General features: G+C 64.9%; 30 protein-coding genes. 21 read left to right on the forward strand and 9 right to left on the reverse strand.

The genetic code is table 11. The annotated features are described in order from the left end of the window. Window positions 1–70: 70 nt before the first annotated feature. The 8 genes from trxA (at window position 71) to C5F53_RS00820 (ending at window position 5,756) form a co-directional block, all read left to right on the forward strand. Window positions 71–1,027, forward strand: a complete 957-nt coding sequence (trxA, locus tag C5F53_RS00785; RefSeq protein ID WP_105259443.1) for a thioredoxin — start codon at window positions 71–73, stop codon at window positions 1,025–1,027. Window positions 1,028–1,075: 48 nt separating this feature from the next. Further along, window positions 1,076–1,444, forward strand: a complete 369-nt coding sequence (locus C5F53_RS00790; protein ID WP_105259444.1) for a hypothetical protein — start codon at window positions 1,076–1,078, stop codon at window positions 1,442–1,444. Window positions 1,445–1,559: 115 nt separating this feature from the next. Beyond that, on the forward strand, window positions 1,560–1,904 hold the full coding sequence (locus tag C5F53_RS00795) for a hypothetical protein (RefSeq protein ID WP_146097260.1): 345 nt from the start codon (window positions 1,560–1,562) through the stop codon (window positions 1,902–1,904). Then, the gene (locus tag C5F53_RS00800) at window positions 1,901–3,061 is read left to right on the forward strand and encodes a TolC family protein (RefSeq protein WP_105259446.1); all 1,161 of its coding nucleotides are present in this window, start codon (window positions 1,901–1,903) and stop codon (window positions 3,059–3,061) included. The genes C5F53_RS00795 and C5F53_RS00800 overlap by 4 nt, the downstream gene beginning before the upstream one ends. Window positions 3,062–3,085: 24 nt before the next feature. Further along, window positions 3,086–4,483: a multicopper oxidase family protein gene (locus tag C5F53_RS00805; protein ID WP_105260338.1), complete on the forward strand. Its 1,398-nt coding sequence runs from the start codon at window positions 3,086–3,088 to the stop codon at window positions 4,481–4,483. 17 nt (window positions 4,484–4,500) lie between these two features. Further along, on the forward strand, window positions 4,501–4,977 hold the full coding sequence (locus C5F53_RS00810) for a plastocyanin/azurin family copper-binding protein (RefSeq protein ID WP_105259447.1): 477 nt from the start codon (window positions 4,501–4,503) through the stop codon (window positions 4,975–4,977). After that, on the forward strand, window positions 4,974–5,438 hold the full coding sequence (locus C5F53_RS00815; protein ID WP_105259448.1) for a DUF411 domain-containing protein: 465 nt from the start codon (window positions 4,974–4,976) through the stop codon (window positions 5,436–5,438). The genes C5F53_RS00810 and C5F53_RS00815 overlap by 4 nt, the downstream gene beginning before the upstream one ends. A 9-nt stretch (window positions 5,439–5,447) precedes the next feature. Continuing rightward, window positions 5,448–5,756, forward strand: coding sequence for a copper-binding protein (locus C5F53_RS00820; RefSeq protein ID WP_105259449.1), 309 nt, complete (start codon window positions 5,448–5,450; stop codon window positions 5,754–5,756). A gap of 27 nt (window positions 5,757–5,783) precedes the next feature. Here C5F53_RS00820 and C5F53_RS00825 read toward each other — a convergent pair whose 3' ends face one another. From C5F53_RS00825 to pyk, 9 genes are all read right to left on the reverse strand, one after another. Continuing rightward, on the reverse strand, window positions 5,784–6,161 hold the full coding sequence (locus tag C5F53_RS00825; protein WP_105259450.1) for a ribbon-helix-helix domain-containing protein: 378 nt from the start codon (window positions 6,159–6,161) through the stop codon (window positions 5,784–5,786). A gap of 53 nt (window positions 6,162–6,214) precedes the next feature. Then, a complete protein-coding gene (locus C5F53_RS00830; protein WP_105259451.1) occupies window positions 6,215–6,796 on the reverse strand; it encodes a DJ-1/PfpI family protein in 582 nt (193 codons plus the stop codon). 57 nt (window positions 6,797–6,853) lie between these two features. After that, entirely contained in the window at window positions 6,854–8,077 is a 1,224-nt protein-coding gene (locus C5F53_RS00835; RefSeq protein ID WP_105259452.1) for a cytochrome P450, read from the reverse strand. Then, window positions 8,074–8,766 carry a dethiobiotin synthase gene (gene bioD, locus C5F53_RS00840; RefSeq protein WP_105259453.1) on the reverse strand — a complete coding sequence of 231 codons (693 nt, stop codon included), beginning with the start codon at window positions 8,764–8,766 and terminating at the stop codon, window positions 8,074–8,076. Before bioD ends, C5F53_RS00835 begins: the two co-directional genes overlap by 4 nt. Further along, the gene (bioF, locus tag C5F53_RS00845) at window positions 8,759–9,979 is read right to left on the reverse strand and encodes an 8-amino-7-oxononanoate synthase (RefSeq protein ID WP_105259454.1); all 1,221 of its coding nucleotides are present in this window, start codon (window positions 9,977–9,979) and stop codon (window positions 8,759–8,761) included. Before bioF ends, bioD begins: the two co-directional genes overlap by 8 nt. After that, a complete protein-coding gene (gene bioA / locus C5F53_RS00850; protein WP_105259455.1) occupies window positions 9,945–11,327 on the reverse strand; it encodes an adenosylmethionine--8-amino-7-oxononanoate transaminase in 1,383 nt (460 codons plus the stop codon). The genes bioF and bioA overlap by 35 nt, the downstream gene beginning before the upstream one ends. Before the next feature lie 25 nt (window positions 11,328–11,352). Continuing rightward, window positions 11,353–12,258: a phosphoribosylaminoimidazolesuccinocarboxamide synthase gene (locus C5F53_RS00855; RefSeq protein ID WP_105259456.1), complete on the reverse strand. Its 906-nt coding sequence runs from the start codon at window positions 12,256–12,258 to the stop codon at window positions 11,353–11,355. Window positions 12,259–12,350: 92 nt separating this feature from the next. Then, window positions 12,351–13,430 carry a class II fructose-bisphosphate aldolase gene (gene fba, locus C5F53_RS00860; RefSeq protein WP_105259457.1) on the reverse strand — a complete coding sequence of 360 codons (1,080 nt, stop codon included), beginning with the start codon at window positions 13,428–13,430 and terminating at the stop codon, window positions 12,351–12,353. A gap of 174 nt (window positions 13,431–13,604) precedes the next feature. After that, window positions 13,605–15,038, reverse strand: coding sequence for a pyruvate kinase (gene pyk / locus C5F53_RS00865; protein WP_105259458.1), 1,434 nt, complete (start codon window positions 15,036–15,038; stop codon window positions 13,605–13,607). Between the two features lie 162 nt (window positions 15,039–15,200). Here pyk and C5F53_RS00870 point away from each other — a divergent pair, with 162 nt between their 5' ends. The 13 genes from C5F53_RS00870 to C5F53_RS00930 all read left to right on the forward strand — a co-directional run bounded on the left by C5F53_RS00870 (window position 15,201) and on the right by C5F53_RS00930 (window position 25,194). Continuing rightward, entirely contained in the window at window positions 15,201–16,157 is a 957-nt protein-coding gene (locus C5F53_RS00870) for a diguanylate cyclase (RefSeq protein WP_105259459.1), read from the forward strand. 145 nt (window positions 16,158–16,302) lie between these two features. Continuing rightward, window positions 16,303–17,295 (forward strand): IS30 family transposase, encoded by a 993-nt coding sequence (locus C5F53_RS00875; RefSeq protein WP_105259460.1) that lies wholly within the window; start codon window positions 16,303–16,305, stop codon window positions 17,293–17,295. 195 nt (window positions 17,296–17,490) lie between these two features. Further along, on the forward strand, window positions 17,491–17,931 hold the full coding sequence (locus tag C5F53_RS00880) for a hypothetical protein (RefSeq protein WP_105259461.1): 441 nt from the start codon (window positions 17,491–17,493) through the stop codon (window positions 17,929–17,931). Next, window positions 17,928–18,224 carry a type II toxin-antitoxin system RelE/ParE family toxin gene (locus C5F53_RS00885; protein WP_105259462.1) on the forward strand — a complete coding sequence of 99 codons (297 nt, stop codon included), beginning with the start codon at window positions 17,928–17,930 and terminating at the stop codon, window positions 18,222–18,224. Before C5F53_RS00880 ends, C5F53_RS00885 begins: the two co-directional genes overlap by 4 nt. Before the next feature lie 191 nt (window positions 18,225–18,415). After that, window positions 18,416–18,670, forward strand: a complete 255-nt coding sequence (locus C5F53_RS00890; protein ID WP_105259463.1) for a prevent-host-death protein — start codon at window positions 18,416–18,418, stop codon at window positions 18,668–18,670. Then, window positions 18,670–18,975 (forward strand): plasmid stabilization protein, encoded by a 306-nt coding sequence (locus tag C5F53_RS00895; protein ID WP_105259464.1) that lies wholly within the window; start codon window positions 18,670–18,672, stop codon window positions 18,973–18,975. Before C5F53_RS00890 ends, C5F53_RS00895 begins: the two co-directional genes overlap by 1 nt. Before the next feature lie 15 nt (window positions 18,976–18,990). Next, a complete protein-coding gene (locus C5F53_RS00900; protein WP_105259465.1) occupies window positions 18,991–19,479 on the forward strand; it encodes a MarR family winged helix-turn-helix transcriptional regulator in 489 nt (162 codons plus the stop codon). 145 nt (window positions 19,480–19,624) lie between these two features. Next, a complete protein-coding gene (locus C5F53_RS00905) occupies window positions 19,625–20,665 on the forward strand; it encodes an aromatic ring-hydroxylating dioxygenase subunit alpha (protein WP_105259466.1) in 1,041 nt (346 codons plus the stop codon). Continuing rightward, window positions 20,662–21,627, forward strand: coding sequence for a PDR/VanB family oxidoreductase (locus C5F53_RS00910; protein ID WP_105259467.1), 966 nt, complete (start codon window positions 20,662–20,664; stop codon window positions 21,625–21,627). Before C5F53_RS00905 ends, C5F53_RS00910 begins: the two co-directional genes overlap by 4 nt. A gap of 192 nt (window positions 21,628–21,819) precedes the next feature. Further along, window positions 21,820–22,518 (forward strand): FadR/GntR family transcriptional regulator, encoded by a 699-nt coding sequence (locus C5F53_RS00915; RefSeq protein WP_201740765.1) that lies wholly within the window; start codon window positions 21,820–21,822, stop codon window positions 22,516–22,518. Between the two features lie 17 nt (window positions 22,519–22,535). Beyond that, complete coding sequence (locus C5F53_RS00920) at window positions 22,536–23,549, forward strand: L-idonate 5-dehydrogenase (RefSeq protein WP_105259468.1); 1,014 nt, start codon at window positions 22,536–22,538, stop codon at window positions 23,547–23,549. Between the two features lie 53 nt (window positions 23,550–23,602). Next, window positions 23,603–24,571 carry a sialic acid TRAP transporter substrate-binding protein SiaP gene (locus tag C5F53_RS00925; RefSeq protein ID WP_105259469.1) on the forward strand — a complete coding sequence of 323 codons (969 nt, stop codon included), beginning with the start codon at window positions 23,603–23,605 and terminating at the stop codon, window positions 24,569–24,571. Between the two features lie 11 nt (window positions 24,572–24,582). After that, the gene (locus C5F53_RS00930; protein WP_105259470.1) at window positions 24,583–25,194 is read left to right on the forward strand and encodes a TRAP transporter small permease; all 612 of its coding nucleotides are present in this window, start codon (window positions 24,583–24,585) and stop codon (window positions 25,192–25,194) included. Window positions 25,195–25,204: the final 10 nt, after the last annotated feature.

Genomic DNA, 25,204 nt, shown 5'->3' on the forward strand with positions numbered 1-25,204 from the left:
GGACTGGCGGCGCAGGGTTTGCGCACGTGGCCAGAATTGAATTTTACTTTTTCACCCCGAGCTACTCCAAATGATCAACGTCACCATCGAAAACTTTGAGGCCGAAGTCGTCGCCGCCTCCCACCAGATCCCGGTGCTGGTGGACTTCTGGGCGCCCTGGTGCGGCCCCTGCAAGGTGATTGGCCCGCTACTCGAAAAAGTGGAAGAAGAGTACGCCGGCCGCTTCAAGCTGGTCAAGATCGACTCCGACCAGGAGCAACAGCTGGCCCAGGCCTTTGGCATCCGCAGCATCCCCACCTGCGTGCTCATGATCAATGGCAAGCCGGCCGATGGCTTCATGGGTGCCATTCCCGAGAGCAAGATCAAGGAGTTTCTGGACAAACATGTGCCCTCCGAGGCCGTGCTGGAAGCCGAGGCAGACACCGAAGACGCCCAGACCCTGGCGGCTGCGGGCGACCCGCAGGCCGCACTGAACAAGCTGCTGGAGGCGCTGGCCGTGGACCCCGGCAACGACGACGCGCGTTACGACTACGTGAAGCTGCTGATCGAGAACGACTTGCTGGAGGATGCCGAGGCCGCGCTGGCGCCCAAACTGACCGAGATTCCACGCCAGCTGCGTTTTGAGGCGCTGGGCCAGTTTCTGGACGCCATCAAGTTTGTGGTGACCGACGACCGCGGCCTGTGGACACCCGCGCAGTTTGACGAAGTGATCGCCACCAACAAACGTGACTTCGACACCCGCCTGGCCAAGGCCCGTGTGCTCATGGTGGGCGGCGACTGGACCGGCGCCATGGACGAACTGCTGGAAATCATCATGCGCGACAAGGCCTGGGGCGACGCGGTGCCGCGCAAAACCTTTGTGGCGATTCTGGAGCTGCTGACCCCGCCCAAACCCAAGGCCCACCCTGCCGACGCCGGCAAGGCCGCGGGTGGCATTGAGGTGGTGGGCAAGGTGGTGGCCGAGACCGACCCGCAAGCCCAGCTGGTGTCCGCCTACCGGCGCAAGCTCAGCATGGCGCTGAACTGATTCGGCGTTTTCGGGAACTATTCGCCCCGCCCCCCCCACCAAGACAACATGCGCCGCCTCGTGCTCCTGCTGATCCTGATTGCCCTGGTGCCCTTGCGCGCCTGGGCGGGGGATGCCATGGCGATTCAGATGGCGGCGCAAACACGCGCAGCCGACATGGTGGCAGCAGCCAGCCCCCCCCCAGCGCACAGCAATTGCCACGAGATGCAGGCGGAACCCGCCACCGCCCCGCAGACCAGCCATACCGCAGACCCCTGCGCAACCTGCGCCTCTTGCCAGGCCTGCTTCACGGTCGCCCTCGTGGTGCCTGCGCTGCAGTCCGCAACGCAGGCCTTGCCGCATGGGCTGCCGCGCGCCGCCAGCGCGCAGTTCACCAGCGCCGTTCTCGCGCTGGGGCACAAACCCCCCATTTCCTGACCTTCAGGCCCTAAGTCCGTCTGGACTTGGAGCCTGTGCCCGCGGTGGCGCCGCAGCGGTGTGCTGCTGGGCGCTGTATTCCCACCCCGTTCACGCCTTTTGTCAGGACATTCTTATGCCTATCTCCCCCTGGTACGCCCGTTGGCGGCTGTACCGATTAGTCTCTGCGGCCGTGCTCGCCGGCGCCACCACACTTGCTGCCCAGGCCCAAGCGCCCGGCAGTGTGCGCCTGGACCCCACCCCCACCCTGCAGGCCAGCCAGGCCAGCACCCCGGTTCCCGCCGTGGCCTACCGTTCGGTGTTTGTCGACCTGCCCCAAGGCGTGGAAAACACGGTGCTGGACTGGAAAGCCGCCAACGCGGCCGTGGGCCAGTTCAAGCGCGGCCACGCCGACCTGCTGAAGTGGGAACAGGAGCAGGCTCGCACACCCGCACCGCCCACCCAGGGAGCCGCACCATGAAGGCCCCCCTGCGTGCACTCAGCGCCGCCGCGCTGCTGGTCTGCAGCGGCCTGGCCTGGGCCGCCCCACCCGACGGGGGCATTACCGACCTGCAAACCAGCGTGGCGGGCAAACTCATCGGCACCGAGGGCGCCACCGTCCAGTTGCCCCACCCTGCGGCAGACCACCGCAGCACCCTCGCCAGCCTGCTGGCCGCGCCGCTGACGGCCAATACGGCCGTACGTATCGCCCTGCTGAACAACCCCGCACTGCAGGCCGCGCTGGGCAGTGAAGGGCTGTCCATCAGCGACGCGACGGGCCGGGACACCCCGGCCAAGCTGCGTGCCCAGCAGGCCATCACGGTGCTATCAGCCCAGGCCTTCAAGGCCTGGGTACATGCCGTGGCCGCCGCCCGCAGCGCGCAGCTGCTGCGCGAGGCCAAGGCCACGGCCGAGGCCAGCGGCGAACTGACGCGGCGCATGGTGCAGGCCGGCAATGTGAGCCAACTCACCCAGGCGCAAAGCCAGGCGGCACTGTCCGAGGCCGCGCTGGCGCTGGTGCGGGCCGACCAGGCCGCCTTTGCCGCACGCGAAACACTCACCGTGGCCCTGGGCCTGTGGGGCGAGGCCACGCAGTTCACCCTGCCCAGCACACTGCCGGCCTTGCCCACGCAGGCACTGGATCTGCCCGATGTGGAGGTACGTGCCGTGCAGGCGCGCAGCGACCTGCGGGTGGCGGCCCTGCAGTGGCAACGCAAGCAGCAAACCACCGTGCCCGACAGCGCCGACGCGTTGTGGGATGCGATGGGCGATGCCGCCCGCGTGCGCGCCCAGGCGGTGTTGCTGCGCAGCCAGGCGCGCACGGCCTACATCAACTACCGCAGCCACTACGACATCGCCAAGCACCTGCAGACCGAGGTGCTGCCGCTGCGCCAGTTCATCCACGACGAGCTGGTGCTGCGCTACAACGGCATGTTGACCAGCGTGTTTGACGTGTTGGCGGACAGCCAGACGCTGACGATGACCCGGAACGCCAGCCTGGCCGCGCAACGCGACTTCTGGCTGGCCCACGCCAACCTGCAGGCCCTGCTGGCCGGCGCCCCGCTGGACACCCTGGGCGGCGATGCCAGCACCAACACCAGCGAGGCCCGCACGGCCTCCACTCCAGGAGGCCACTGAATGGCCGCCAACCAAGGACACCCCATGAACCGACGTCACTTCTTCAACGGCGCTGCCGCCACCGCAGTGGGCGCAGTGGCCGCCGCCTCGGTCAGCCGCGTGGCCCTGGCCGCGCTACCCGAGCCGGTGCTGCAGGCATCGCCCAGCACCCAGCCACCGCTGGTGCCCAACACTGGCCGCCCCTACAACCCGGTGGTCACGCTGAACGGCTGGACCTTGCCCTGGCGCATGAACAACGGTGTGAAGGAATTCCACCTGGTGGCCGAACCCGTGGTGCGCGAAATGGCGCCGGGGTTCAAGGCGCACATGTGGGGTTACAACGGCCAGAGCCCGGGCCCCACCATCGAGGTGGTGGAGGGCGACCGGGTGCGTGTGTTTGTGACCAACAAGCTGCCCGAACACACCAGCGTGCACTGGCACGGCCAGCGCCTGCCCAACGGCATGGACGGCGTCTCCGGACTCAACCAGCGCGCCATTGGCGTGGGCAAAACGTTTGTCTACGAGTTTGTGGCGCGCCGCCCCGGCACCTTTATGTACCACCCGCATGCGGACGAGATGACACAAATGGCCATGGGCATGATGGGCTTTTGGGTGACGCATCCCAAAACCAAACATCCGCTGATCAGTGAGGTCGACCGCGACTTCTGTTTCCTGCTCAACGCCTACGACATTGACCCTGGCAGCAAAACGCCCAAGACCATGACCATGCTGGACTTCAACCTGTGGAGCTGGAACAGCCGGATCTTCCCCGGTATCGACACGCTCAACGTGCGCCACAACGACAAGGTGCGCATTCGCGTGGGCAACCTCACCATGACCAACCACCCCATCCACTTGCACGGCCATGAGTTTCAGGTGACCGGCAGCGACGGCGGGCCGTGGCCGCTGGCGGCACGGGTGCCCGAAATCACCACCGACATTGCGGTGGGGCAAATGCGGCAGTTGGAGTTTCTGGCGGACGAGGAAGGCGACTGGGCTTTCCACTGCCACAAGAGCCACCACACCATGAACGCCATGGGTCACAACGTGCCCACCATGATTGGTGTGGACCACCGCGGCCTGGTGGGCAAGCTGCAGAAGGCCGTGCCCGACTACATGGTGATGGGCGAACGCGGCATGGCCGACATGGGCGAGATGGAGATGCCCATCCCCGACAACACCGCACCCATGATGACGGGCCAGGGACCGTATGGCGGGGTGGAGATGGGCGGGATGTTCAGCATCCTTAAAGTACGCAAAGACCAGAAGCCCGGCGATTACAAAGACCCGGGCTGGTTCAGGCAGCCAGCGGGCACGCAAGCCTATGAATGGACCGGCCCTCTGCCAGACCCTGCGCGTTTCAAAGCCGAAAGCCCGACCGCCGGCGCGGCGCCCGCCACCGAGGTGCAGGTGCGCAAACCTGCCTCCCACAAACACCACTAACCCATTGGAAGAACCTTATGAAAAATACTATCAAATTCATAGCTACTTGCGCAATATTGACGGGGGCTGGAGGCACTTTTGCCGCAGGAAACCATGCCGGCGGCCACGGTACCCAGGCGATTGGCAAACCCGGTGTGGCGGCCAAGGCCACACGCACCATCACCATCGACATGACAGATGCCATGCGTTTCACGCCCAGCACGGTGACCGTGCGCCGTGGCGAAACCATCCGTTTTGTGGTCACCAACTCAGGGAAGCTGAAGCACGAATTCAACCTCGGCACCGAAGCCGACCTGAAGGCGCACTACGCGCAGATGCTGAAGTTCCCCGAGATGGAACACGACGAACCCAACCTGGTGAGCCTGGCCCCCGGCAAAACCGGCGAGGTGATCTGGCAGTTCACCAAAGCAGGCACTGTGCACTTTGCCTGCCTGCACCCCGGCCATTATGAGGCGGGCATGAAAGGCACTGTGGCCGTGGGTAACAAACCATGAGCGCCCCCACACCCTCACGCCGCAGGTTGCTGACGGCAGGGCTGGCCAGCATCGCCCTGCCCGTTTGGGCCGCCAAAGAGCGCACCCGCATCCAGGTCTGGAAAGACCCCAACTGCGGCTGCTGCAAAGACTGGGTGGTCCACCTGGAGCGGGCCGGTTTCCGGGTGACGGTGCAGGACAGCGGCAATGCCGATACCCGCAAGCGCCTGGGTATTCCCGAGGCGCTAGGCTCCTGCCACACCGCACTGGTGGCCGGCTACGCCATCGAAGGGCATGTGCCTGCCAAAGATATCCAGCGCCTGCTGCGCGACAAACCCCAGGCATTGGGTCTGGCCGTGCCGGGCATGCCGGTAGGGTCGCCCGGCATGGACGGCGCTATCTACCAGGGCCGCAAAGACCCGTATGACGTATTGCTGGTCGCCAAGGGCGGCGCGACGTCGATCTACCAAAGTTACCGCTGAGGACACCCCATGAACCGCTCACACACCACCCGCACGCTGCTGGCCACCGTGCTTCTCAGTACCCTTGGCATCAGCAGCGCTTTGGCACAAGCCAGCGACATGAGCAGCGGCGAAATCCGCAAGGTCGACAAGGCCGCTAGCAAGATCACCATCAAACACGGTGAGATCAAGAACCTGGACATGCCACCCATGACCATGGTGTTCCAGGTGCGCGATCCGGCCCTGCTGGAGAAGGCCAAGTCGGGCGACAAGGTGCGTTTCAGCGCGGAGTTGAAAGACGGCGCCTACATCCTCACAGCCGTCGAAGCTGCGCCGTGAGCGTGTGGCACGGACGTGCAGCCAATCTCAGGCGGCGCGCACGTACAGACCGGCGTGTAACACGGCCTGGCGCTCGGTGGCCAACACACGCTGGGCGTTAAGGCTGGCAATCGGGATGCTGGCGTCCTGCGGGATGCCGCCACTGAGCTGCAGCGCCATGTAGCGGCCACAACACACGCGCAAAAAGGACGCAAAGTTGTCCACCTCGCCACGCTCGGCCACCAGCTCGTCGTAGAGCTTGGTACAGAGCTGGGGCACGCCCATGCCGTCGCGCGTGGCGATCTCGCCCAGCACCTGCCAGAACAGATTTTCCAGCTTGATGCTGGTGGCCACGCCGTGCAGCCGCACCGAGCGGGCGCGGCTCTCATAAAGCGTGGGGTTGGCGCTGATGAACACTTGGCACATGGGCTGTCTCCTCAAGGGGCTGCCCTGCATGCTGCGGGCCGCCCCCGGCGCCGTCAATGGGAGATACGCGTACCCAGCAGCGCCAGAAACTGCGCAATCCAGGCTGGGTGTGCAGGCCAGGCGGGGGCGGACACCAGGTTGCCATCGGTATAGGCGGCGTCGATGGCGATGTCGGCATAAGTGCCGCCCGCCATCTCCACCTCCACCCGGCATGCCGGGTAAGCCGAGCAAGTGCGGCCCTTCAGCACGCCGGCACCGGCCAGCAACTGGGCGCCATGGCACACGGCAGCCACCGGTTTGTTGGCGTCGAAAAAGTGCTTCACAGCAGCCACCACCGCAGGGTAGGTGCGCAGGTACTCGGGGCCGCGGCCGCCGGGGATCAGCAGCGCGTCGTAGGCCTCGGGCTTCACCTCGGCAAAGGTCGCGTTCAGCGCGAAGTTGTGGCCCGGTTTCTCGCTGTAGGTCTGCGCGCCCTCGAAGTCGTGGATGGCGGTCTTGATGCTGTCGCCCGCCTTCTTGTCGGGGCACACGGCATGCACCGTGTGGCCCACCGCCAGCAGCGCCTGGAAAGGCACCATGGTTTCGTAGTCTTCGCAGTAGTCACCGCAAATCATCAGGATTTTTTTGCCCGCCATGTCAGTCTCCTCGTTGTAGGGGAGCCCATTGTTGGCAGCGCCGCGCGGCGGTGGGTGTTAGCCGGTTACTACATGCAAATGGTGCAGGCCGCGGTAGGCCGGGTTGTGCGCCCACTGGGGCTGCGTATCGGCCAGGCGCAGGCCGGGCAGGCGCTGCAGCAGCTGGCGAAAAGTGATTTCCGCCTCCATGCGCGTAAGCATGGCGCCTATGCACACATGGGGGCCCGAGCCAAAGGAGACCGAGCCACCATCGCGCCCTGCAATGTCCAGCCGGTCGGGCTGCGGGTGGCGCGCCGGATCGCGGTTGGCCGCGCCAATGAGCGGCACCACCAGGTCGCCGCGCTGCAGGGTCTGGCCGTGCAGCACCAGCGTGGTGGTGACCCGGCGGCCCGTGTACTGCACCGGGCTGTCAAAGCGCAGCAGCTCACGCACGGCACCTGGCAGCAGTACGGGCTCCTGCTGCAGGCGCTGCCACTGGTCTGGGTGGCTCAGCAGGGCCTGCAGGCCATTGCCCAGCAGGTTGCGCGTGGTCTCGTGGCCGGCGAACAGCAGCATGGCGCACTGGGCCAAGAGTTCGGCGTGGTTCCGGATCTCGCCAGCCGCTTCGGCCTGTAGCAGGCGGCTCACCAGGTCGTCGCCCGGCTGGGCGAGGCGGCGGGCCAGCAGGCCTTCAAAATAACGGCCCATGGCCAGCAGGCTGGCCTGGGCGCGGCGCGCTTGGGCATGGGTGGCCAGCGGCGCACCGATGAAGCTGGCCAGGTCGTCGGACCAGACCGCGAAGTCCGCATTTGCCGCGTCCTCAATGCCCATCATGCGGCCAATGACGCGGGTGGGCAGGGGCCGGGCCAGGGCCTGCATCACATCAAATGACGGCGCGCCCTGCACCGCGTCCAGCAGTTCGGCCACCGTGTCTTCGATGAAGGGGGCCAGGGCCTGCAACACGGCGGGTTTGAAGCCCGCGTTCAGCACCTTGCGGATGCGGCCGTGGTCAGGCGCGTCCAGAAACAACATGGCCCGCGCGAACAGCTGCTGAAAGCCGGCCAGCTCGCCACGCTGCTGCTCGCGGTCCGTCACCCAGCCGCCAGTGCGCTGGGCCGAGAAGCGTGGGTCGCGCAGCACCTGTTCCACATCGGCATGGCGGGTGAGCAACCAGGCGCCGCCAAAAAATTCGGTGCTCCAGTGGATGGGGCCGGCTTCGCGCAGGGCCTGGTAGGCCGGGTAGGGGTTGGCCAGGAAGGCGGCATCCACCATGGGCGCCAGCGCGGCGGGGCGGGCGCTCATGGGGCCAGCACCTGGTGCAGGGCCGTGCCATCGAGGTAGGCCGCGGTGGCCGCCGGATGGGTGTCCGCCAGGCGCGGCACCACGCCCAGGCAGGGCGCCTGGTGGCGGCGCTGCAACTCGTTGCGCAGGGTGTCCAGATTGGCCTGCAGCTGCGACATCTGCGGGTCCACCGTATTGGCCACCCAGCCCGCCAAGCGCAGGCCGCGTGCGCGAATGGCCTCGGCCGTCAGCAGGGCGTGGCTGATGCAACCCAGGCGCAGGCCCACCACCAGCACCACCGGGTAAGCCAGCGCCAGGGCCAGGTCTGCCGTGTCGCCCTGCGGACCCAGCGGTACACAAAACCCACCCACACCTTCGACCACCAGCACATCGGCCCGGGCTGCCAGCGCACGCGCCTGCTGCACCAGGCCATCCATGTCGATGTTGCGCCCCTCCAAGGCGGCGGCAATGTGCGGCGCGCAAGCGGCCTGGAACTGCAGTGGCCCCACCTCGGCCTCCGTGAGGGGCAAGGAGCTGGCCGCACGCAGGCGCTGCACATCCTCGTTGCGGCCATCCGCGTCCAGCCCCGCGGCCACCGGCTTGAAGCCCGCGCTGCGCCAGCCCTGCTGACCTGCCCAGTGCAACAAGGCTGCGCTGATGTGGGTCTTGCCGACCTCGGTGTCGGTGCCGGTCACAAACACATTAACCATGCAGCTCCTCCGCTGCGGCAGCCAGCGCGGCCACCAGGCGCTGCACGTCGGCCTCGGTGTGTGCAGCACTCAGGGTGATGCGCAGACGCGCCGTGCCCACCGGCACCGTGGGCGGGCGGATGGCAGGCACCCACAAGCCCTGGGCCTCCAGTGCGGCCGACAGGGCCAGTGCAGCTGCGTTGTCGCCCACGATGAGGGGCTGAACTGCAGTGCTCGAATCGGCCAAAGCCCACGCCAAATCTGCGCGAGCAGCTATCATTTTTGACAACTCACTGCGCAACTGCACGATGCGCTGCTGCAGCTGCGCCCGGCGCTGCGCGCCCTCGTCCCCCGCGATCAGGGCCAGGCTCGCGCTCAAAGCGTGGGCGATGGCGGGCGGCGCGGCCGTGGTGTAGATGTAGGGGCGCGCGGTTTGCACCAGCCAGTCGATGATGGTGGGGTGTGCGGCCACAAAGGCGCCACCCACACCCGCGGCCTTGCCCAGCGTGCCCATACAGATCAGGCGCTCACTGCGCAAACCGAAATGCGCCAGGCTGCCCTGGCCCTGCGGGCCCAGCACCCCAAAGCCGTGTGCGTCGTCCACCACCAGCCAAGCGTCATAACGCTCGGCCAGCGCCAGCAGAGCGGGCAGGTCGGCCAGGTCCCCGTCCATGCTGAAGACGGCGTCGGTGACGATGAGTTTGATGGCCGCATCGCTTTGGCGGAGCTGGCGCTCCAGCACCGTGAGGTTGCGGTGCGCATAGCGCTGCAACGGGGCTTTGGAGAGCAGCGCCCCATCGACCAGCGAAGCATGGTTGAGCTTGTCCGCAAAAATGGCGGCGCCCTCGCCCGCCAGCGCGGTGAGCAGGGCCAGGTTGGCCATGTAGCCGGTGCAAAAGTACAGGGCCTGGGCATTCGGAATCTGGGGGGCCATCCACGTAGCCAGGGTGGACTCCAGCGCCGCATGGGCTTGGGAATGGCCGCTGACCAGGTGCGAGGCCCCGCTGCCGGCCCCATAGCGCTGCGCGCCCTCCGCCAAGGCCGCCACCAGCGCGGGGTGGTTGGCCAGGCCCAGGTAGTCGTTGCTGCAAAAGGCCAGCAGCTCGCGCGCCGGCTGGCCGTCCAAGGCCACCTGCTGCTGCGGGGCGCAGGGCGTGAGTGCCGTGCGACGCTGGCGCGTCAGGGCCTGGGCCGCGCGCTCACGCAGTTGGCGGTTCAGGTGGTTGATCAGCATCGTGGGGGGCTTGGTTCAGCACATCGTCCAGCGTGGCCAGCAGCTGCTGCGCCAGCCAGGGCGACAGGGTTGCGTCCAGCACATAGGGCGGCAGCAGGTAGACGGTGCGGCCAATCGGGCGGATCAGCAGTTCGCGCGCCCGGCCCGCCAGGTGAAAGCGCTCGGCAAAACGCGCGCCCGCGACGGACTCACGCACGTCAAACGCCCAAATCATGCCGAGGTGGCGGAAGTGCTCGATGCGCGGATCTGCCTGCAAGGGGGCCAGGGCGGCGCTGAGGACCGCGGCTTGCTGGCGGTTGTGCGCCAGCACGTCGTCCTGGTCAAACCTATCCAGCACGGCCAGCGCTGCGCGGCAGGCCAGTGCATTGCCGGTGTAGGAGTGGGAGTGCAAAAAGCCGCGCGCCACGTCCTCGTCCAGAAAGGCCTCGTACACGCGGTCACGCACCAGCACCAGCGACAGCGGCAGGTAACCGCCGCTGATACCCTTGGACAGGCACAGCAGGTCGGGCCAGGGCACCTGCCCCTGCGCATCGGCCGCCTGCTCGGTGGCGAAGAAGGTCCCCGTGCGGCCACAGCCCACGGCAATCTCGTCGGCAATCAGCAGCACCTGGTACTGGTCGCACAGGGCACGCGCCATCTGCAGGTAGACCGGGTCGTACATGGCCATGCCGGCCGCGCCCTGCACCAGGGGCTCCAGGATGAGGGCGGCAATCTCGCCATGGTGGGCTTCTAGCAGGGCCTGCAATTCGGCCGCCGCCCGCTGGGCCACATCGGCCGCCGACTCCCCTGGCAAGGCCTGGCGGGCATCGGGCGACATGACCTGGTGCGAACGCATCAGCAACGGGTCGTAGGCATCGCGGAAGATTTGCACATCGGTGACCGCCAACGCACCCAGCGTTTCGCCGTGGTAACCCTGGCGCAGGCAGACAAAGCTGCGCTTGTCGGGCAGGCCACGGTTGCGCCAGTGGTGGAAGGCCATCTTGAGCGCAATCTCCACCGCCGAGGCGCCGTCGCTGGCAAAGAAGCAATGGCCCAGCACGCCCTGGGTGCGTGCCGACAGCCGCTCGGCCAGCTCCACCGCCGGCGCATGGGTGCAGCCCGCCAGCATCACGTGCGGCAGCCGGTCGAGCTGGTCTTTCAGCGCGGCGTTGATGCGTGCATCGGCGTGGCCAAACAGGTTGACCCACCAGGAGCTGAGGGTGTCGAAGTAGCGCTGGCCAGCCTCGTCCACCAGCCAGGGCCCCTGCCCGCGCACGATGGCCAGGGGCGGCACCTGGGCGGCGCGCTGCATCTGGGTGCAGGGGTGCCAAATACTGGCGAGGCTGCGCGCCACCAAAGAGGCAGACATGCGGTGGGGCCCGAACGTAGCTGCCTCAGGCCGTCAGGCGCGTGAGGGCTTCCTGGTACTTGGCCGCGGTTTTGGTGATCACCTCGTTGGGCACACGTGGAGCGGGCGGGGTCTTGTCCCAGGGCTTGCCGTCCACCAGGGCCTGCTCCAGCCAGTCGCGCACAAACTGCTTGTCGTAGCTGGGCGGGTTGGTGCCCTCGGCATAACTCTCCTGCGGCCAGAAGCGGCTGGAGTCAGGCGTCAGCACTTCGTCCATCAAGGTCAGCGTGCCATCTTTGTCCAGGCCAAACTCGAACTTGGTGTCGGCAATGATGATGCCCTTGGTCAGCGCAATCTCGGCCGCGGCCTGGTAGATGCGGATGCTGATATCGCGGATTTGTGTGGCCAGGTCCAGGCCAATCATTTCCACAGTTTGTTCGAAGGTGATGTTCTCGTCATGATCCCCCACAGCGGCTTTGGCGGCGGGGGTGTAAATGGGCGCGGGCAGCTTGCTGGCGTTCTGCAGGCCGGCGGGTAGCTTGACGCCGCACACGGCGCCGTTCTCCTGGTATTCCTTCCAGCCGCTGCCGGCCAGGTAGCCACGCACCACAGCCTCTACCGGCAGGGGCTTCAGGCGCTTGACCAGCATGGAACGCCCGGTGACCTGCGCCACTTCGGAGGGCAGCACCACGCTCTCAGGGGCGTCACCGGTCAGGTGGTTGGGGCAGATGTTGGTGCCGTTGGGGCCCAGCTTCTCGAACCAGAACAGCGCCATCTGCGTGAGCAGCGCGCCCTTGCCGGGAATCGGTTCGCCCATGATCACATCAAAGGCGCTCAAACGGTCGCTGGCCACCATGAGGATGCGGTCCTCGCCCACGGCGTAGTTGTCACGCACCTTGCCACGGGCAAGCAGGGGAAGGGACAGGGCGGAGGTGTGCAAAGCTGAAGTCATGGCGTCCAACAAAGTAAAAAGGCTTCGCCCCAGGATGGAGGGCGAAGCCTTGGATTATCGCAAGTTCGCACCGGCGACCGGTGCAGAGGTCCTCAGGCGGTCGCGAGGTCCTGCACGACCTGGGCCAATTCGCCCCGGGCGTACTGGCCAGCCACCACTTGCAGGCTGTGGCCCTTGATGCTGGCGGCACGGCCTTCGCAGCCGAACTCGATGTAGCGCTGCTTGCACAGCTGTTTGGCGGCTTCGCGGGCGGGCTTGAGCCACTCGCGGGCGTCGAACTTGTCAGGGTTCTCGAACAGGAACTTGCGCACCGCAGCCGTCATGGCCATGCGGATGTCGGTATCAATGTTGACCTTGCGCACGCCAAAGGGGATGGCGCGCTGCACTTCCTCGACCGGCACGCCCCAGGTCTGGGCCATCTTGCCGCCGTACTGGTTGATCGCAGCGAGCAGCTCTTGCGGCACCGCACTGGAGCCGTGCATCACCAAGTGGGTGTTGGGGATGCGGGCATGGATTTCCTTGATGCGCTCGATCGCCAGGATGTCGCCCGTAGGCTGGCGCGTGAACTTGTAGGCGCCGTGGCTGGTGCCAATGGCAATCGCCAGGGCGTCCAGTTGCGTGCGCTTCACAAAGTCGGCCGCCTCTTCGGGGTCGGTCAGCAGCTGTTCGCGGGTCATGACGGCATCGGTGCCGTGGCCGTCTTCCTTGTCGCCCTGCATGGTTTCCAGCGAGCCCAGGCAGCCCAGTTCGCCTTCCACCGTCACGCCCAGCTTGTGGGCCATGTCCACCACCTTGCGGGTGACTTCGACGTTGTATTCATAGCTGGCAATCGTCTTGCCGTCGGCTTCGAGGCTGCCGTCCATCATCACCGAGCTAAAGCCCAGGTCAATCGCGCCCTGGCAGACCGCGGGGCTTTGGCCATGGTCCTGGTGCATGACGACGGGGATGCTGGGGTAGCTTTCCACGGCGGCCTGGATCAGGTGCCGCAGGAAGTGCTCGCCTGCGTATTTGCGGGCGCCGGCGCTGGCCTGCATGATCACGGGGGCTCCGGTCTCTTTGGCGGCCTCCATGATGGCCTGGACTTGCTCCAGGTTGTTGACGTTGAACGCCGGAATCGCATAGTTATGCGTTGCCGCGTGGTCGAGAAGCTCGCGCATCGAAACGAGTGCCATGGATGTCCCCAGGAAGTTAAAAACCCGTCGCCGCGGTTTTGGTAACCGCTTGGTAACTTTTTACCGATAGGGGATTCTAACCGCCGAGGGTTTACCCGCAAGCCCGGTGTAAAAAAGGGACCCGAAGGTCTCTTGATGTGTCGCTTGCCACACGCAGAGCAAGCGTGGGGCTTGCTAGTTCACCGCGCAGATCTTCAGCATGTTGGTGCCACCGGGCGCGCCCATGGGCTCGCCGCAGGTGATGGCGTAGATCTCGCCCTTTTGCACAATGCCGCGGCTCTTCAGGTGTTTCTCAGCGTCCAGCAATGCGGTGTCGCGGTCAGAGCTGGAGCCCATCAAGAGCGGGCGCACATTGCGGTACAGCGTCATCTTGCGTTGGGTGGTGACCTTGGGGGTCAGCGCGTAAATGGGCACATGGATCAGGTGGCGGCTCATCCACAGCGCGGTACTGCCGCTGTCGGTCATGGCCACGATGGCCTTGGCACCCAGGTGGTGGGCGGTAAACAGCGCACCCATGGCGATGGACTGGTCGATGCGGGTGAAGGTCTTGCCGGTGAAATCGGCGTCCAGCTTGACGTGCTCGCTGCCCTCGGCGGCCAGGCAGATCTTGGCCATTTCGATGACGGTTTCGAGCGGGTATTTGCCAGCAGCGGTCTCGGCCGACAACATCACGGCGTCGGTGCCGTCGAGCACGGCGTTGGCCACGTCGCTCACCTCGGCGCGCGTGGGCACGGGGTTGGTGATCATGGATTCCATCATCTGCGTGGCGGTGATCACGACCTTGTCATGCTCGCGGGCCAGCTTGATCATGTGCTTTTGCAGCGCAGGTACGGCGGCGTTACCCACTTCCACTGCCAAGTCGCCCCGGGCCACCATGATGCCGTCGGAGGCCAGCAAAATTTCCAGCAGCTTCGGGATCGCTTCGGCCCGTTCAATCTTGGCGATCAGGCCGGGCTTGTGGTTGTATTCGGCCGCGGCCACGTTGCACAGCTGGCGCGCCATTTCCATGTCGGTGGCGTTCTTGGGAAAGCTCACGGCCACGTAGTCAGCCTGGAAGCTCATCGCGGTGCGGATGTCTTCCATGTCCTTGCCAGTCAGCGCGGGGGCGGTCAGGCCGCCGCCCTGCTTGTTGATGCCTTTGTTGTTGGACAACTCGCCACCCAGCTTGACGGTGGTGTGCACCTGCTCGCCTTTCACCGCGTCCACGGTGATGACGATCAGGCCGTCGTTCAGCAAGAGCACATCGCCCGCACTCACTTCGGAAGGCAGCGCCTTGTAGTCCAGGCCCACGGCGTCGATGTCGCCCAACTCCACGCGGGCAGCGTCCAGAATGAATTTTTGGCCGGGCTCCAGGAACACCTTGCCTTCGGCAAACTTGCCGACGCGGATTTTGGGGCCTTGCAGGTCGGCCATGATGGCCACTTCGCGGCCGGCGCGTTGCGCGGCTTCGCGCACCAGGCGGGCGCGGTCGATGTGGTCTTGGGCCTTGCCGTGGCTGAAGTTCAGCCGCACCACGTTGACGCCGGCACGGATCATTTGTTCCAGCAATGCGGGATCGCTGGAGGCGGGTCCGAGGGTGGCAACGATTTTGGTGGCGCGACTGGGCATGAAACGGTCTCCTAGAGTGAGTTACCTATTTTCACACGCTTGTTTGTACCTTGGTTACATGGCAGGCACAAGAAACACACAGGCGGGGTTAGCCCGGAGGGCGCAAACCGAGGGGCTGTGGTTGAATGACTGCCCGCCCTTTCCACGTTCCTCGCCGCCCCCATGAACGCCCCCGCCACCCACACCGCTGCGCTGCTGGACAGCACACACGGCAAGCCCAAGCTCTTGGTGGTGGACGACCAGCCGGACAACATACAGCTGCTGGTGCAAGCCTTTGCCGGGGACTACCAGGTCTTCATGGCCACGTCAGGCGAACAGGCGTTGGCCGTGTGCCAGAGCAACCCGCCCGACCTGGTGCTGCTGGACGTGCTGATGCCCGGTATGGACGGTTTTGCCGTGTGCCGCCAGCTCAAAGCGCAAGAGGCCACCTCGCACATTCCCATCATCCTCGTCACCGCGCGGCCCGATGCCGGCCAGGAAACCCATGGCCTGGGTTTGGGCGCGGTGGACTTCATCTCCAAACCCGTGAACCCGGCCGTGGTGCGCGCCCGTGTGCACACCCATCTGACGCTCAAGTTCCAGTCCGACCTGCTCAAAAAACTGGTGCTGCTGGACGGCCTGTCCGGCGTCTTCAACCGGCGTTACTTTGACCAGCAGCTGGCCACCGAGTGGGCGCGTGCTGCGCGCAGCGGCCTGTCGCTGTCCCTAGTGCTGGTGGATGTGGACCACTTTGGCGCCTACAACGAGCGCCATGGCCACCAGGCCGGCGACGACTGCCTGCGGCTGATTGCGGTCACGCTCAAGGCCGTGCTGCGCCGGCCCGCCGATGTGGTGGCGCGCTTTGGCGGTGAAGAATTTGCCTGCCTGCTGCCCGACACCTCGCATGCCGACGCCCTGGCCCTGGCGCTGGAGATGGAGCGCCGCGTGCGCCAGCTTGGACTGCCGCATGGCGGTGGGGTGGTCTCGGTCAGTGTGGGCCTGGGGACCCGCGTAAGCCCCCACAGCGGCCAAGCGAGCGACCTGCTGGACCTGGCGAGCGCACAACTGCAGCACGCCAAATACGGCGGGCGTGGTCAGGTGCGCTACGCCAGCCTGGACACCGCGCCGGCGCCGCTCTAGCCCAGAAACAGCAAAGGCACCTTCGGCTTTAGTGCCGAAAACTTGATTTCCAAATCGAATTGCGACACCTCATGAGCGCATGACGAAGGGCTGAGGATGGAGTGAATTGGTTAGCCTTTTGGTTCCTACACCGACAGGTTTGCCAATGACCCACAACCACCTCAGCCCAAGTGAACGCTACCAGATTCAAGCCTGGCTTGAACAGGATTTGAGTAAATGCCAGATTGCCCGACGCCTGGGGCGTCATCGCAGCACCATCTACCGTGAACTGGACCGATGCGAAGGCTCCTACAACGCCCAACGCGCCCAGAGTCATCGCATTGGCTGCGCCCTGCGCTGTGCAGCCAATGCCCCACGCCATACCCCGGCAGTATGGACTCAGGTGCGTAACGCGATGACGAAGTCGTACTGGTCGCCTCAGCAGATTGCAGGGCGCGCAGAGTTCACAGCATCGCTCACGCCTTCCTGCAGCAGCTCTGGGGTGCCCAGCATGCAGGCCATTTATGCGTGGGCTGCCCGGGTGTGGCCTCAACGGGATGATCGACCTTTGCGGCGTGCACACCCCAACCGTCGGTGCAAGACAGGCCCTCGCAGCGTGTTTGGCTGGGCCCGCTCGGTGCAGCCCATCGCGCAACGCCCGGCCCACGTGCGCCAGCGCCTGGAGGTGGGGCATTGGGAGATTGACACCATGGTGGGCATGCGCGGGGGCTACAAGGCCCGTTTGTTGGTGTGCGTAGAGCGAAGCAGCCGCTACACCCGGCTGGTCTTGCTGGATGACGGGCTGCCAGAGACGGCTGCGGCTGCCGTGCATCAACACCTGCTGGGTGATGCGCGCTGGCCGGTGCTCAGCATCACCACCGACCGAGGCAGTGAATTCGCCAAGTTGCACACAGTGGTTGAACACGCGCGTCTGTACGTGTGTGATGCGCAGCGCCCCAACCAGCGCGGCACCAACGAAAACACGATAGGACTGATACGCCAGTTCATCCCAAAGGGCGAGCCGCTGAGCCTGCAGACACAACGCTCGATTGCGCGCATTGAACGCCTGCTTAACTCCAGACCGCGTGCATGCTTGGGCTTCAAGACCCCTGCTGAGGTACTCTCGGAACTGCGCAACCAATGTCGCGATTCGAACTAGAAATCAAGAAATTGGCCTCTATCCCTCATGGAATATTCGCAAGCAGCTATCAAATAGATAGCAAATACCATGAGCCTGCTGGAGCCCGTGCGGTCACTTGCACCGTACAACAAAGGCAAACGGGCCAACCGAATGGGTACACAGGCTGTTTAGCCAATGTATAAAATGCGTTGTATTAACGTTATTCATACACCTATGCAGACCCTGACCCAAACCCAATTCCAGGCAGCATTTGCGCATGGCGCGATCGAATCGGTCGGTTTGGTGCCGAGCGGTTCGCGGTTCGCCGTGAAATTGGTCACCCGCACGGGAGAGGCCACGTTGGTGCAGGCACGTGGTTCCGCGCCGCGCCTGTTTGGCACGACCGATAGCGCCATGAAGCTGCTGCACAAATTGGGGGTGCAGCGCATCGTGCTGGACCGATTGGACGAATGGCAGCCCGAGCAAGCCGCCCTGCAAAAACGGGTGCGGCCCGACAGGGCGCAGGCGCTGACCCGCGCTGCGGAGTACGACCGCTGGGTCAACGCCAAAGTGAAGTCCAGCCGCGATGACCCACGCCCCGCAATGGCGGATGCCGAGTGGCAAGCCATACGCGAAGCCAAGTTGGCACAGCGCAAAGCCTTGCAGCCACAATGAGCTGCGCCACTTGGCAGGTCATCCGCCGCCCCGAATACCGGGACGATCTGGATGCGATTGAGGCTTGGGTGGCCAAGGACAACCCCATCGCAGCAGTGGACCTATGGCTGTTGATTGACAGCCAGGTTGACCACCTGAGCGACCCCAACTTTCCACGCCGTGCGAGCGAGCGGGTTGCAGGTGCGTACGAGTTGGTCGCCCACGCGAACTACCTGGTTTACTTTGACCAAGACCCCGACCGTTGTACCGTGACGGTGCGCGCAGTGGTTCATGTGGCAAGGCAGTTTCCGTAATCTAGCCCTTGTGGGATATGCGGGAGCAGCTACCAAATCGATAGCACCATCCTGCACTGCAGACTAACAACTGCCTATCAAACAGGCATTTATCAGTAGCAGATAAACACCCGCAAACCCCATCGCTTTCAAAAGCGCACTTGAAACCGTATGATTCAGCGCACTATTTAAAGCCCACCCTGGAGCACACCATGTCCCCCATCAGCGCCAACGACCTCAAAACCAAGGGCGTCTCTGCCATTGAGTTCGCCCTCAGCACGTCCACCGAGGTGGTGGTACAGGTGCGCGGCAAAGACAAGTTTGTGGTGATGAACCTCTCGCACTACCACTACCTGCGCGAATGCGAGCTGGACGCGGCATTGGCACAAACCCGCGCCGACTTGGCAGCAGGCCGCGCAGTGCAAGAGTCGCCCGAGGCCCACTTGGCGCGGCTGGACGCGATGTAATGGCCGGCCCAGCTACGCCACCCAGCGGCGCGCCCTATGTGTTGGTTTTTACCGAGCAATACAACCGAAAAGCCGCCCGCTTTTTGAAGCGCCATCCCGAGCTGCGCCAGCAATACCTGAAAACGCTGCAGGTGCTGGAGCTGAACCCGACCCACCCCTCCTTGCGCCTGCACGCCCTGCGCGGCAAGCTTGAAGGGCTGCACTCCGTGTCCATTAACCTGTCGTACCGCATCACACTGGAACTGTTGATACAAGACGGCCAGATCATCCCGGTGAACGTGGGTGACCACGATGCGGTGTATTGAGGTTTTGAAGTTGCCATGAAGACACCCACCACTAACTCCCCCATCCCCCTGCAAGCCGAACCCGGCCACCTGATCCGGCGGGCACACCAGTTGGCGGTGGGCACGTTTGCCAAGACGCATGGCAAGCAGATCACGCCAGTGCAATACGCCGTGTTGCGCGCGCTGCAAGATGCCCCGGGCATGGACCAGGTGACGCTGGCCGACCGGGTGGCGCTGGACACATCGACCACCGCCGACATTGCCGCGCGGCTGGACGCCAAGGGCTGGATCGTGCGGGAGCTACTGCCGCGCCGCCAGCGTGCGCTGCGCCTCACGCCCGAGGGCGAGGCGGTGCTGGCGGAGATGTTGCCGCGCGTGGAACCCATGTACGCACAGTTGCTGGACGCCCTAGAGCCGGCAGAGCGCGAGGAGTTTTTGCGCCTGCTGCGCAAGTTTGTGCACCTGAACACGCCAGCCCCTGAAGACCAGGCCGATATGCCGGGTCAACTATCCGACAGCGCATAGCCCAAGGCCCCCGACCAGTCATCGGATTCGTCCCATTTCGAGGGAAAACCCTCATCCCCACCCCCTAGCCTTGGAATTGACTTGAGTCTATGATTCTTCACATTCAGCATACTGAATGAAGAATTTCAACCCGAGGAGCCTGGCCATGTTTCCCATCAACACCTGGTACGTTGCCGCCCGCAGCGAAGAAATCCCATCGGACCGCCCCCTGGGCCGCCGCATCTGCAACCACCCCATGGCCCTGTTCCGCAACAGCGCGGGCCAAGTGGCGGCGGTGGAGGACTTTTGCCCGCACCGCGGTGCCCCGCTCTCGCTGGGCAAGGTGGAGGGTGACACCCTGGTCTGCGGCTACCACGGCCTGGCCATGGGCTGCGATGGCAAGACCGTGTCCATGCCCTGCCAGCGCACACGCGGCTTTCCGGCCATCCGCAGTTTTCCCATCCACGAGGAACACGGTTTTGTCTGGGTCTGGCCGGGCGATGCCGCCAAGGCCGATGTGGCCCTGGTACCCCAGTTTGAGTGGCTGGGCAACCCGCAGTTTGGCTACGGTGGCGGCCTGTACGACATTGCCTGCGACTACCGCCTGATGATCGACAACCTGATGGACCTGACGCACGAGACCTATGTGCACAGCACCAGCATCGGCCAGAAGGAAATTGACGAGGTGCCCTGCCAGACGCGCGTGGATGGTGACCATGTGATCACCGAGCGTTTCATGGAAGGCATTGAGGCGCCGCCCTTCTGGAAGATGGCGCTGCGCATGAACGGCCTGCCCGACGACCAGCCGGTGGACCGCTGGCAGATCTGCCACTTCACCCCCCCCAGCCACATCATGATCGAGGTGGGTGTGGCGCTGCAGGGCCACGGCGGCTACCAAGCGCCGGACGAATTCAAGGCCGCAAGCTGGGTGGTGGACTTCATCACCCCCGAAACGGACACCAGCATCCACTACTTCTGGGGCATGGCGCGCAAGTTCAAACCCCAGGACGCCGAGCTGACCGCCCAGATCCGCGAAGGCCAGGGCAAGATTTTTGGCGAAGACCAGGAGATGCTGGAGCGCCAGCAAAAGAACCTGCTGGCCAACCCCCGGCGCAAGCTGCTGATGCTGAACATCGACACAGGCGGCGTGCAGTCACGCAAAGTGATTGACCGCGTCATCGAAGCCGAAAACGCGGTCACAGCATGAGCACCGCCACCTTGCAAGTGCGCGTGGCGCACAAACGCAGCGAGGCTGAGGACATTTGCAGCCTGGAGCTGGTGGCCTCGGACGGTGGCGCCCTGCCCGCCTTCACGGCCGGTTCCCACATTGATGTGCACCTGCCCAATGGCCTGCAGCGCCAATACTCGCTGTGCAACACGCCGGGCGAGACCCAGTGTTATGTGATTGGTGTGCTGCGCGATGCAGCATCCCGCGGCGGCTCGGCCGCCGTGCACGATCTGGTGAATGAGGGCAGCGTGCTGACCATCAGCGTACCGCGCAACCTGTTTCCCCTGGAAGCCCAGGCACCGCACCACTTGCTGCTGGCCGGTGGTATTGGCATCACGCCCATGCTGGCCATGGCCGAACACCTGGCCGGCACCGGCCAGTCTTTCACGCTACACCACTGCAACCGCAGCCGGGCGCGCACGGCTTTTGTCGAACGTCTGGCCACCGCCCCCTTTGCCAGCCAGGTGCAGCACCACTTTGACGATGGTGACACCGCGCAAAAGTTGGACATTGCCGCCACACTGCAGCAAGCACCGGCGGGCACGCACCTCTATGTCTGTGGCCCACAAGGTTTTATGGACGCGGTGCTGAACGCCGGCCGCGCCGCCGGCTGGCCCGAGGAGCGCCTGCACCGCGAGTACTTTGCCGCCGCCCCGGTGGACCACACGAACGACGGCAGCTTTGAGCTGGAGATTGCCAGCAGCGGCAAGGTCATCAAGGTGCTGGCCGACCAGACCGCACTGGCCGCGCTGCACGCTGCGGGCCTGGACATTCCCATGTCGTGTGAACAAGGCGTGTGCGGCACCTGCCTCACCCGCGTGAAGGCCGGCACGCCCGACCACCGCGACCAGTACCTGGAGCCCGACGAGCAAGCGGCCAATGACCAGTTCCTGCCCTGCTGTTCCCGCGCCAAGAGCCCGCGCTTAGTGCTGGATTTATAGCCAAATTGGCACCTAGCCCCCGTATCCATTGCGCAAGCAGCTCCTAAATGAATAGCAAAAACCGCCCTTGAGGCGGTTTTTTTACGCCCGCAAGCTGCCTTGTCGGGAAAACCCTAGACCCCAAAGAAGCCAAATCAGCCCACAATTCGGCCAACTGGTCTTACCAATTTACCTTTTAGCCAAATTTCCTGCATGCCTTTCCAACCCATAGAGCCCCGCCGGCTGTACCGCCAGATTGCCGACCAGCTGCGCCAGCTTATCCAGAGCGGTGAATTTGCCGTGGGCAGCAAGCTGCCCGCCGAACGCGACCTGGCGGCCAAGATGGGCGTGTCCCGCCCGTCGGTGCGGGAAGCGCTGATAGCGCTGGAAGTGGAAGGCCTGATCGAGGTGCGCATGGGCTCGGGCATTGTGGTCATAGGCCGCGAGAGCGTGCGCCTACTGGACAACGCGCATGGCCCGCTGGAAATCATCCGCGCCCGCCAACTCATCGAATGTGAGCTGGCCGCCCTGGCCGCCCGCAGCACCGACCCCACCTTGGTACCCGACCTGCTGGAAACCCTGCGTGACATGGAAGCCGACATTGCCGCGCACACCCTGCCCATCCGCGGCGACCGGGCCTTTCATCTCCGCATTGCCCAGGCCAGCGACAACAGCGCTTTGCAAGCCGTGGTCACTCAGCTGTTTGACGAACGCAATGGCCCGATGTTCCAAGCCTTGGGCGGCCACTTTGAACGCGAAGCCACCTGGCAACAAGCCGTTGATGAACACCGCGCCGTGGTCGACGCGATTGCCGCCCAAGACCCCGACATGGCCCGCGCCGCCATGAGCGGCCATTTGGACCGCTCGCACGGTCGCTTCTCCGCCAGCCTGACCACCCCCGCCGACGCGTGAATCCAACGGACACCACCATGAGCCTTGCCTGCACCCTGAACGGCCCGCTGAACCTCAGCGTGGAACACCTCAGCCCCCAGGAGCCCGGCCCCGGCGAGGTGCGCCTGCGCCTGGGCGCCGGTGGCATTTGCGGGTCAGACCTGCACTACTACCAGCACGGCCGTGCCGGCATCTTCGCCATCCGCGCGCCCTTTGTGCCGGGGCACGAGGCCTCGGGCGTGGTGGATGCCGTAGGTGACGGCGTAACCAAGGTGCACGTCGGACAAAAAGTGGCCGTCAACCCCGCCCACCCCTGCGGCCTGTGCCCCGCCTGCCGTGCCGGGCGCAGCAACCTGTGCGAGAAGATGGTGTTCCTGGGCAGCGCGGCCATCTTCCCGCACATCCCCGGCTTCTTCCGCGAGCACTTTGTCATGCACGAAGCCCAGCTCACCGCCATTGACGAGGACGTGAGCCTGGGCGAGATTGCCTGTGCGGAGCCCCTGTCGGTGGGCCTGCATGCGGTGCGCCGCGCAGGCGAAGTATTGGGCGCCACGGTGCTGGTCACCGGCGCGGGCACGATTGGCTGCATGTCCGTCATTGCCGCGCGCCTGGCCGGTGCCGGCCGCGTGATTGCCTGCGACCCCAGCGAGCGGGCCCGCGAGATGGCGCTGACCGTGGGCGCCGACGAAGCCCTGCCCGATGCCACGGCCTGGAAAGGCCGCGTGGATGTGGCGCTGGAAGCCGCCGGCCACCCCGCCGCGCTGGCGAGCTGCCTGGCCGCGGTGCGCCGCGGCGGGCGCGTGGTGCAGGTGGGCACGCTGCCGCCCGAAATTCCGTTTCCCGCCAACGACATCATGTCGCGCGAGCTGGACTACGTGGGCGCCTTCCGCGCCGACATTGAATTTGACTGGGCCGTGCAGGCCATTCGCAGCCGGCGGGCCGACGTGCGCCCGCTCATCAGCGCCCAGTTGCCGATCAGCCAATCGAAAGCGGCCTTCGATCTGGCTTTGGACAGAGGCCGCAGTACCAAGGTGCAGCTCGTCCCCGGTTAAACCCCGGTGACGACCCGGCTGCGCAATATTCACAACAAGAGGAGACAAAGAGCATGACATTGACACGCATTACCCTGGCCCTGGCTGCAAGCCTGGTGGTCGCCGCCCCTGCCTTCGCGCAGACCAAGCTCAAATGGGCCCACGTCTACGAGCCGGGCGAGCCCTTCCACACCGCATCCGTCTGGGCGGCTGAAGAAATCAAAAAGCGCACCGGTGGCCGTTACCAGATCGACGTGTACCCCGCGTCACAGCTCGGCAAAGAGAACGACATCAACCAGGGCCTGAGCCTGGGCACGGTGGACATCATCATCTCGGGCTCCAGCTTTGCGGCCAAGGCCTTCCCCCGCATCGGTGTGACCTACTACCCCTACACCTTCCGCAACGTCGACCACCTGCTGGCCTACACCAAGAGCGACATCTACAAAGAGCTGACAGCCGGCTACGAGCAGAAGAGCGGCAACGAAATCATTGCCACCACCTACTACGGCACCCGCCACACCACTAGCAACAAGCCGATTGCCAAGTGCGCCGACCTCAAAGGCCTGAAGATGCGCGTGCCGGATGTGCCCGCCTACCTGGCCATGCCACGTGCCTGCGGTGCCAACACCTCGCCCATCGCGTTTGCCGAGGTCTACCTGGCGCTGCAGAACGGCACCGTGGAAGCCCAAGAAAACCCGCTGCCCACCATCGAGGCCAAGAAGTTCTACGAAGTGCAAAAACACATCGTGCTGACCGGCCACATCGTGGACCACCTGAATACGGTGGTGGCAGGTGGTCTGTGGAAAAAGCTGTCGGACGCCGACAAGAAGATCTTTGGCGACGTGGCGCTGGAAGCCGCTGCCAAGGCTTCACGTGAAGTGGCCGCCCGCGAGAGCGAGCTGGCCGCCGTGTTCCGCAGCAAAGGCGTGAGCGTGACCGAGGTGAACACCGGCGAGTTCCGCGACACCGTGCTGAAGAACGTGCCCTTTGAGCAGTACGGCTACCAGAAGTCCGACTGGGACCGCATCCAGGCGATCAAGTAAGGCGACACGACATGACGCTCCATAGCTCCCTGCCCCTCTCAGGCGGCGCAGCCGAGTCTCACCCGACCGAGACCAGCGCGGAGGCCTTGGTCTCCAGCTTCGCGGAGGCCGACCAGCACACGGTCGACCTCTCGGTCTACGGCGTGGAAGACTGGGTGTGTTTCGGATTCTTCTGGGCCATGACCGGCCTGGTGTTTCTGCAGTTCTTCAGCCGTTACGTGCTCAACGACTCGTACGCCTGGACCGAAGAACTGGCCGTGTACTGCCTGATGCCGGTGGTGTTCATTGGAGCGTCCATGTGTGTGCGGCGGGTGCGGCATATCCAGGTCAACCTGGTCTACCGCTACCTGCCCACGCCTGCCGGGCGCGCCTTGTCCACCCTGGTGGATGTGGCAGCCATCGCCTTCTACGGCTACGGCGCCTGGCTGATTGCCCGCTACGCGCTGGCAGTGGACAACGAACCCATGACCACCATCAACTGGAACAAGAGCCATGTGTACTGGCTCGCATTTGCCGGCTTTGCCCTGATGGCCGTGCGCGCAGTGCAGGTAGCGGTAGAGAACTGGCGACGCGGCTTCTCTGCCTTGCAAAACCCCGGCTTCTTTGACGGTTCCACCGACTGAACGGACCCTG

The sequence above is a fragment of the Rhodoferax sp. TS-BS-61-7 genome, assembly GCF_002943465.1.
Lineage (GTDB): Bacteria > Pseudomonadota > Gammaproteobacteria > Burkholderiales > Burkholderiaceae_C > Allorhodoferax.

Coding starts and splice junctions, on each gene's coding strand:
- trxA (WP_105259443.1), top strand. CDS start 71: ATGATCAACGTCACCATCGAAAACTTTGAGGCCGAAGTCGTCGCCGCC.
- C5F53_RS00790 (WP_105259444.1), top strand. CDS start 1,076: ATGCGCCGCCTCGTGCTCCTGCTGATCCTGATTGCCCTGGTGCCCTTG.
- C5F53_RS00795 (WP_146097260.1), top strand. CDS start 1,560: ATGCCTATCTCCCCCTGGTACGCCCGTTGGCGGCTGTACCGATTAGTC.
- C5F53_RS00800 (WP_105259446.1), top strand. CDS start 1,901: ATGAAGGCCCCCCTGCGTGCACTCAGCGCCGCCGCGCTGCTGGTCTGC.
- C5F53_RS00805 (WP_105260338.1), top strand. CDS start 3,086: ATGAACCGACGTCACTTCTTCAACGGCGCTGCCGCCACCGCAGTGGGC.
- C5F53_RS00810 (WP_105259447.1), top strand. CDS start 4,501: ATGAAAAATACTATCAAATTCATAGCTACTTGCGCAATATTGACGGGG.
- C5F53_RS00815 (WP_105259448.1), top strand. CDS start 4,974: ATGAGCGCCCCCACACCCTCACGCCGCAGGTTGCTGACGGCAGGGCTG.
- C5F53_RS00820 (WP_105259449.1), top strand. CDS start 5,448: ATGAACCGCTCACACACCACCCGCACGCTGCTGGCCACCGTGCTTCTC.
- C5F53_RS00825 (WP_105259450.1), bottom strand. CDS start 6,161: ATGTGCCAAGTGTTCATCAGCGCCAACCCCACGCTTTATGAGAGCCGC.
- C5F53_RS00830 (WP_105259451.1), bottom strand. CDS start 6,796: ATGGCGGGCAAAAAAATCCTGATGATTTGCGGTGACTACTGCGAAGAC.
- C5F53_RS00835 (WP_105259452.1), bottom strand. CDS start 8,077: ATGAGCGCCCGCCCCGCCGCGCTGGCGCCCATGGTGGATGCCGCCTTC.
- bioD (WP_105259453.1), bottom strand. CDS start 8,766: ATGGTTAATGTGTTTGTGACCGGCACCGACACCGAGGTCGGCAAGACC.
- bioF (WP_105259454.1), bottom strand. CDS start 9,979: ATGCTGATCAACCACCTGAACCGCCAACTGCGTGAGCGCGCGGCCCAG.
- bioA (WP_105259455.1), bottom strand. CDS start 11,327: ATGTCTGCCTCTTTGGTGGCGCGCAGCCTCGCCAGTATTTGGCACCCC.
- C5F53_RS00855 (WP_105259456.1), bottom strand. CDS start 12,258: ATGACTTCAGCTTTGCACACCTCCGCCCTGTCCCTTCCCCTGCTTGCC.
- fba (WP_105259457.1), bottom strand. CDS start 13,430: ATGGCACTCGTTTCGATGCGCGAGCTTCTCGACCACGCGGCAACGCAT.
- pyk (WP_105259458.1), bottom strand. CDS start 15,038: ATGCCCAGTCGCGCCACCAAAATCGTTGCCACCCTCGGACCCGCCTCC.
- C5F53_RS00870 (WP_105259459.1), top strand. CDS start 15,201: ATGAACGCCCCCGCCACCCACACCGCTGCGCTGCTGGACAGCACACAC.
- C5F53_RS00875 (WP_105259460.1), top strand. CDS start 16,303: ATGACCCACAACCACCTCAGCCCAAGTGAACGCTACCAGATTCAAGCC.
- C5F53_RS00880 (WP_105259461.1), top strand. CDS start 17,491: ATGCAGACCCTGACCCAAACCCAATTCCAGGCAGCATTTGCGCATGGC.
- C5F53_RS00885 (WP_105259462.1), top strand. CDS start 17,928: ATGAGCTGCGCCACTTGGCAGGTCATCCGCCGCCCCGAATACCGGGAC.
- C5F53_RS00890 (WP_105259463.1), top strand. CDS start 18,416: ATGTCCCCCATCAGCGCCAACGACCTCAAAACCAAGGGCGTCTCTGCC.
- C5F53_RS00895 (WP_105259464.1), top strand. CDS start 18,670: ATGGCCGGCCCAGCTACGCCACCCAGCGGCGCGCCCTATGTGTTGGTT.
- C5F53_RS00900 (WP_105259465.1), top strand. CDS start 18,991: ATGAAGACACCCACCACTAACTCCCCCATCCCCCTGCAAGCCGAACCC.
- C5F53_RS00905 (WP_105259466.1), top strand. CDS start 19,625: ATGTTTCCCATCAACACCTGGTACGTTGCCGCCCGCAGCGAAGAAATC.
- C5F53_RS00910 (WP_105259467.1), top strand. CDS start 20,662: ATGAGCACCGCCACCTTGCAAGTGCGCGTGGCGCACAAACGCAGCGAG.
- C5F53_RS00915 (WP_201740765.1), top strand. CDS start 21,820: ATGCCTTTCCAACCCATAGAGCCCCGCCGGCTGTACCGCCAGATTGCC.
- C5F53_RS00920 (WP_105259468.1), top strand. CDS start 22,536: ATGAGCCTTGCCTGCACCCTGAACGGCCCGCTGAACCTCAGCGTGGAA.
- C5F53_RS00925 (WP_105259469.1), top strand. CDS start 23,603: ATGACATTGACACGCATTACCCTGGCCCTGGCTGCAAGCCTGGTGGTC.
- C5F53_RS00930 (WP_105259470.1), top strand. CDS start 24,583: ATGACGCTCCATAGCTCCCTGCCCCTCTCAGGCGGCGCAGCCGAGTCT.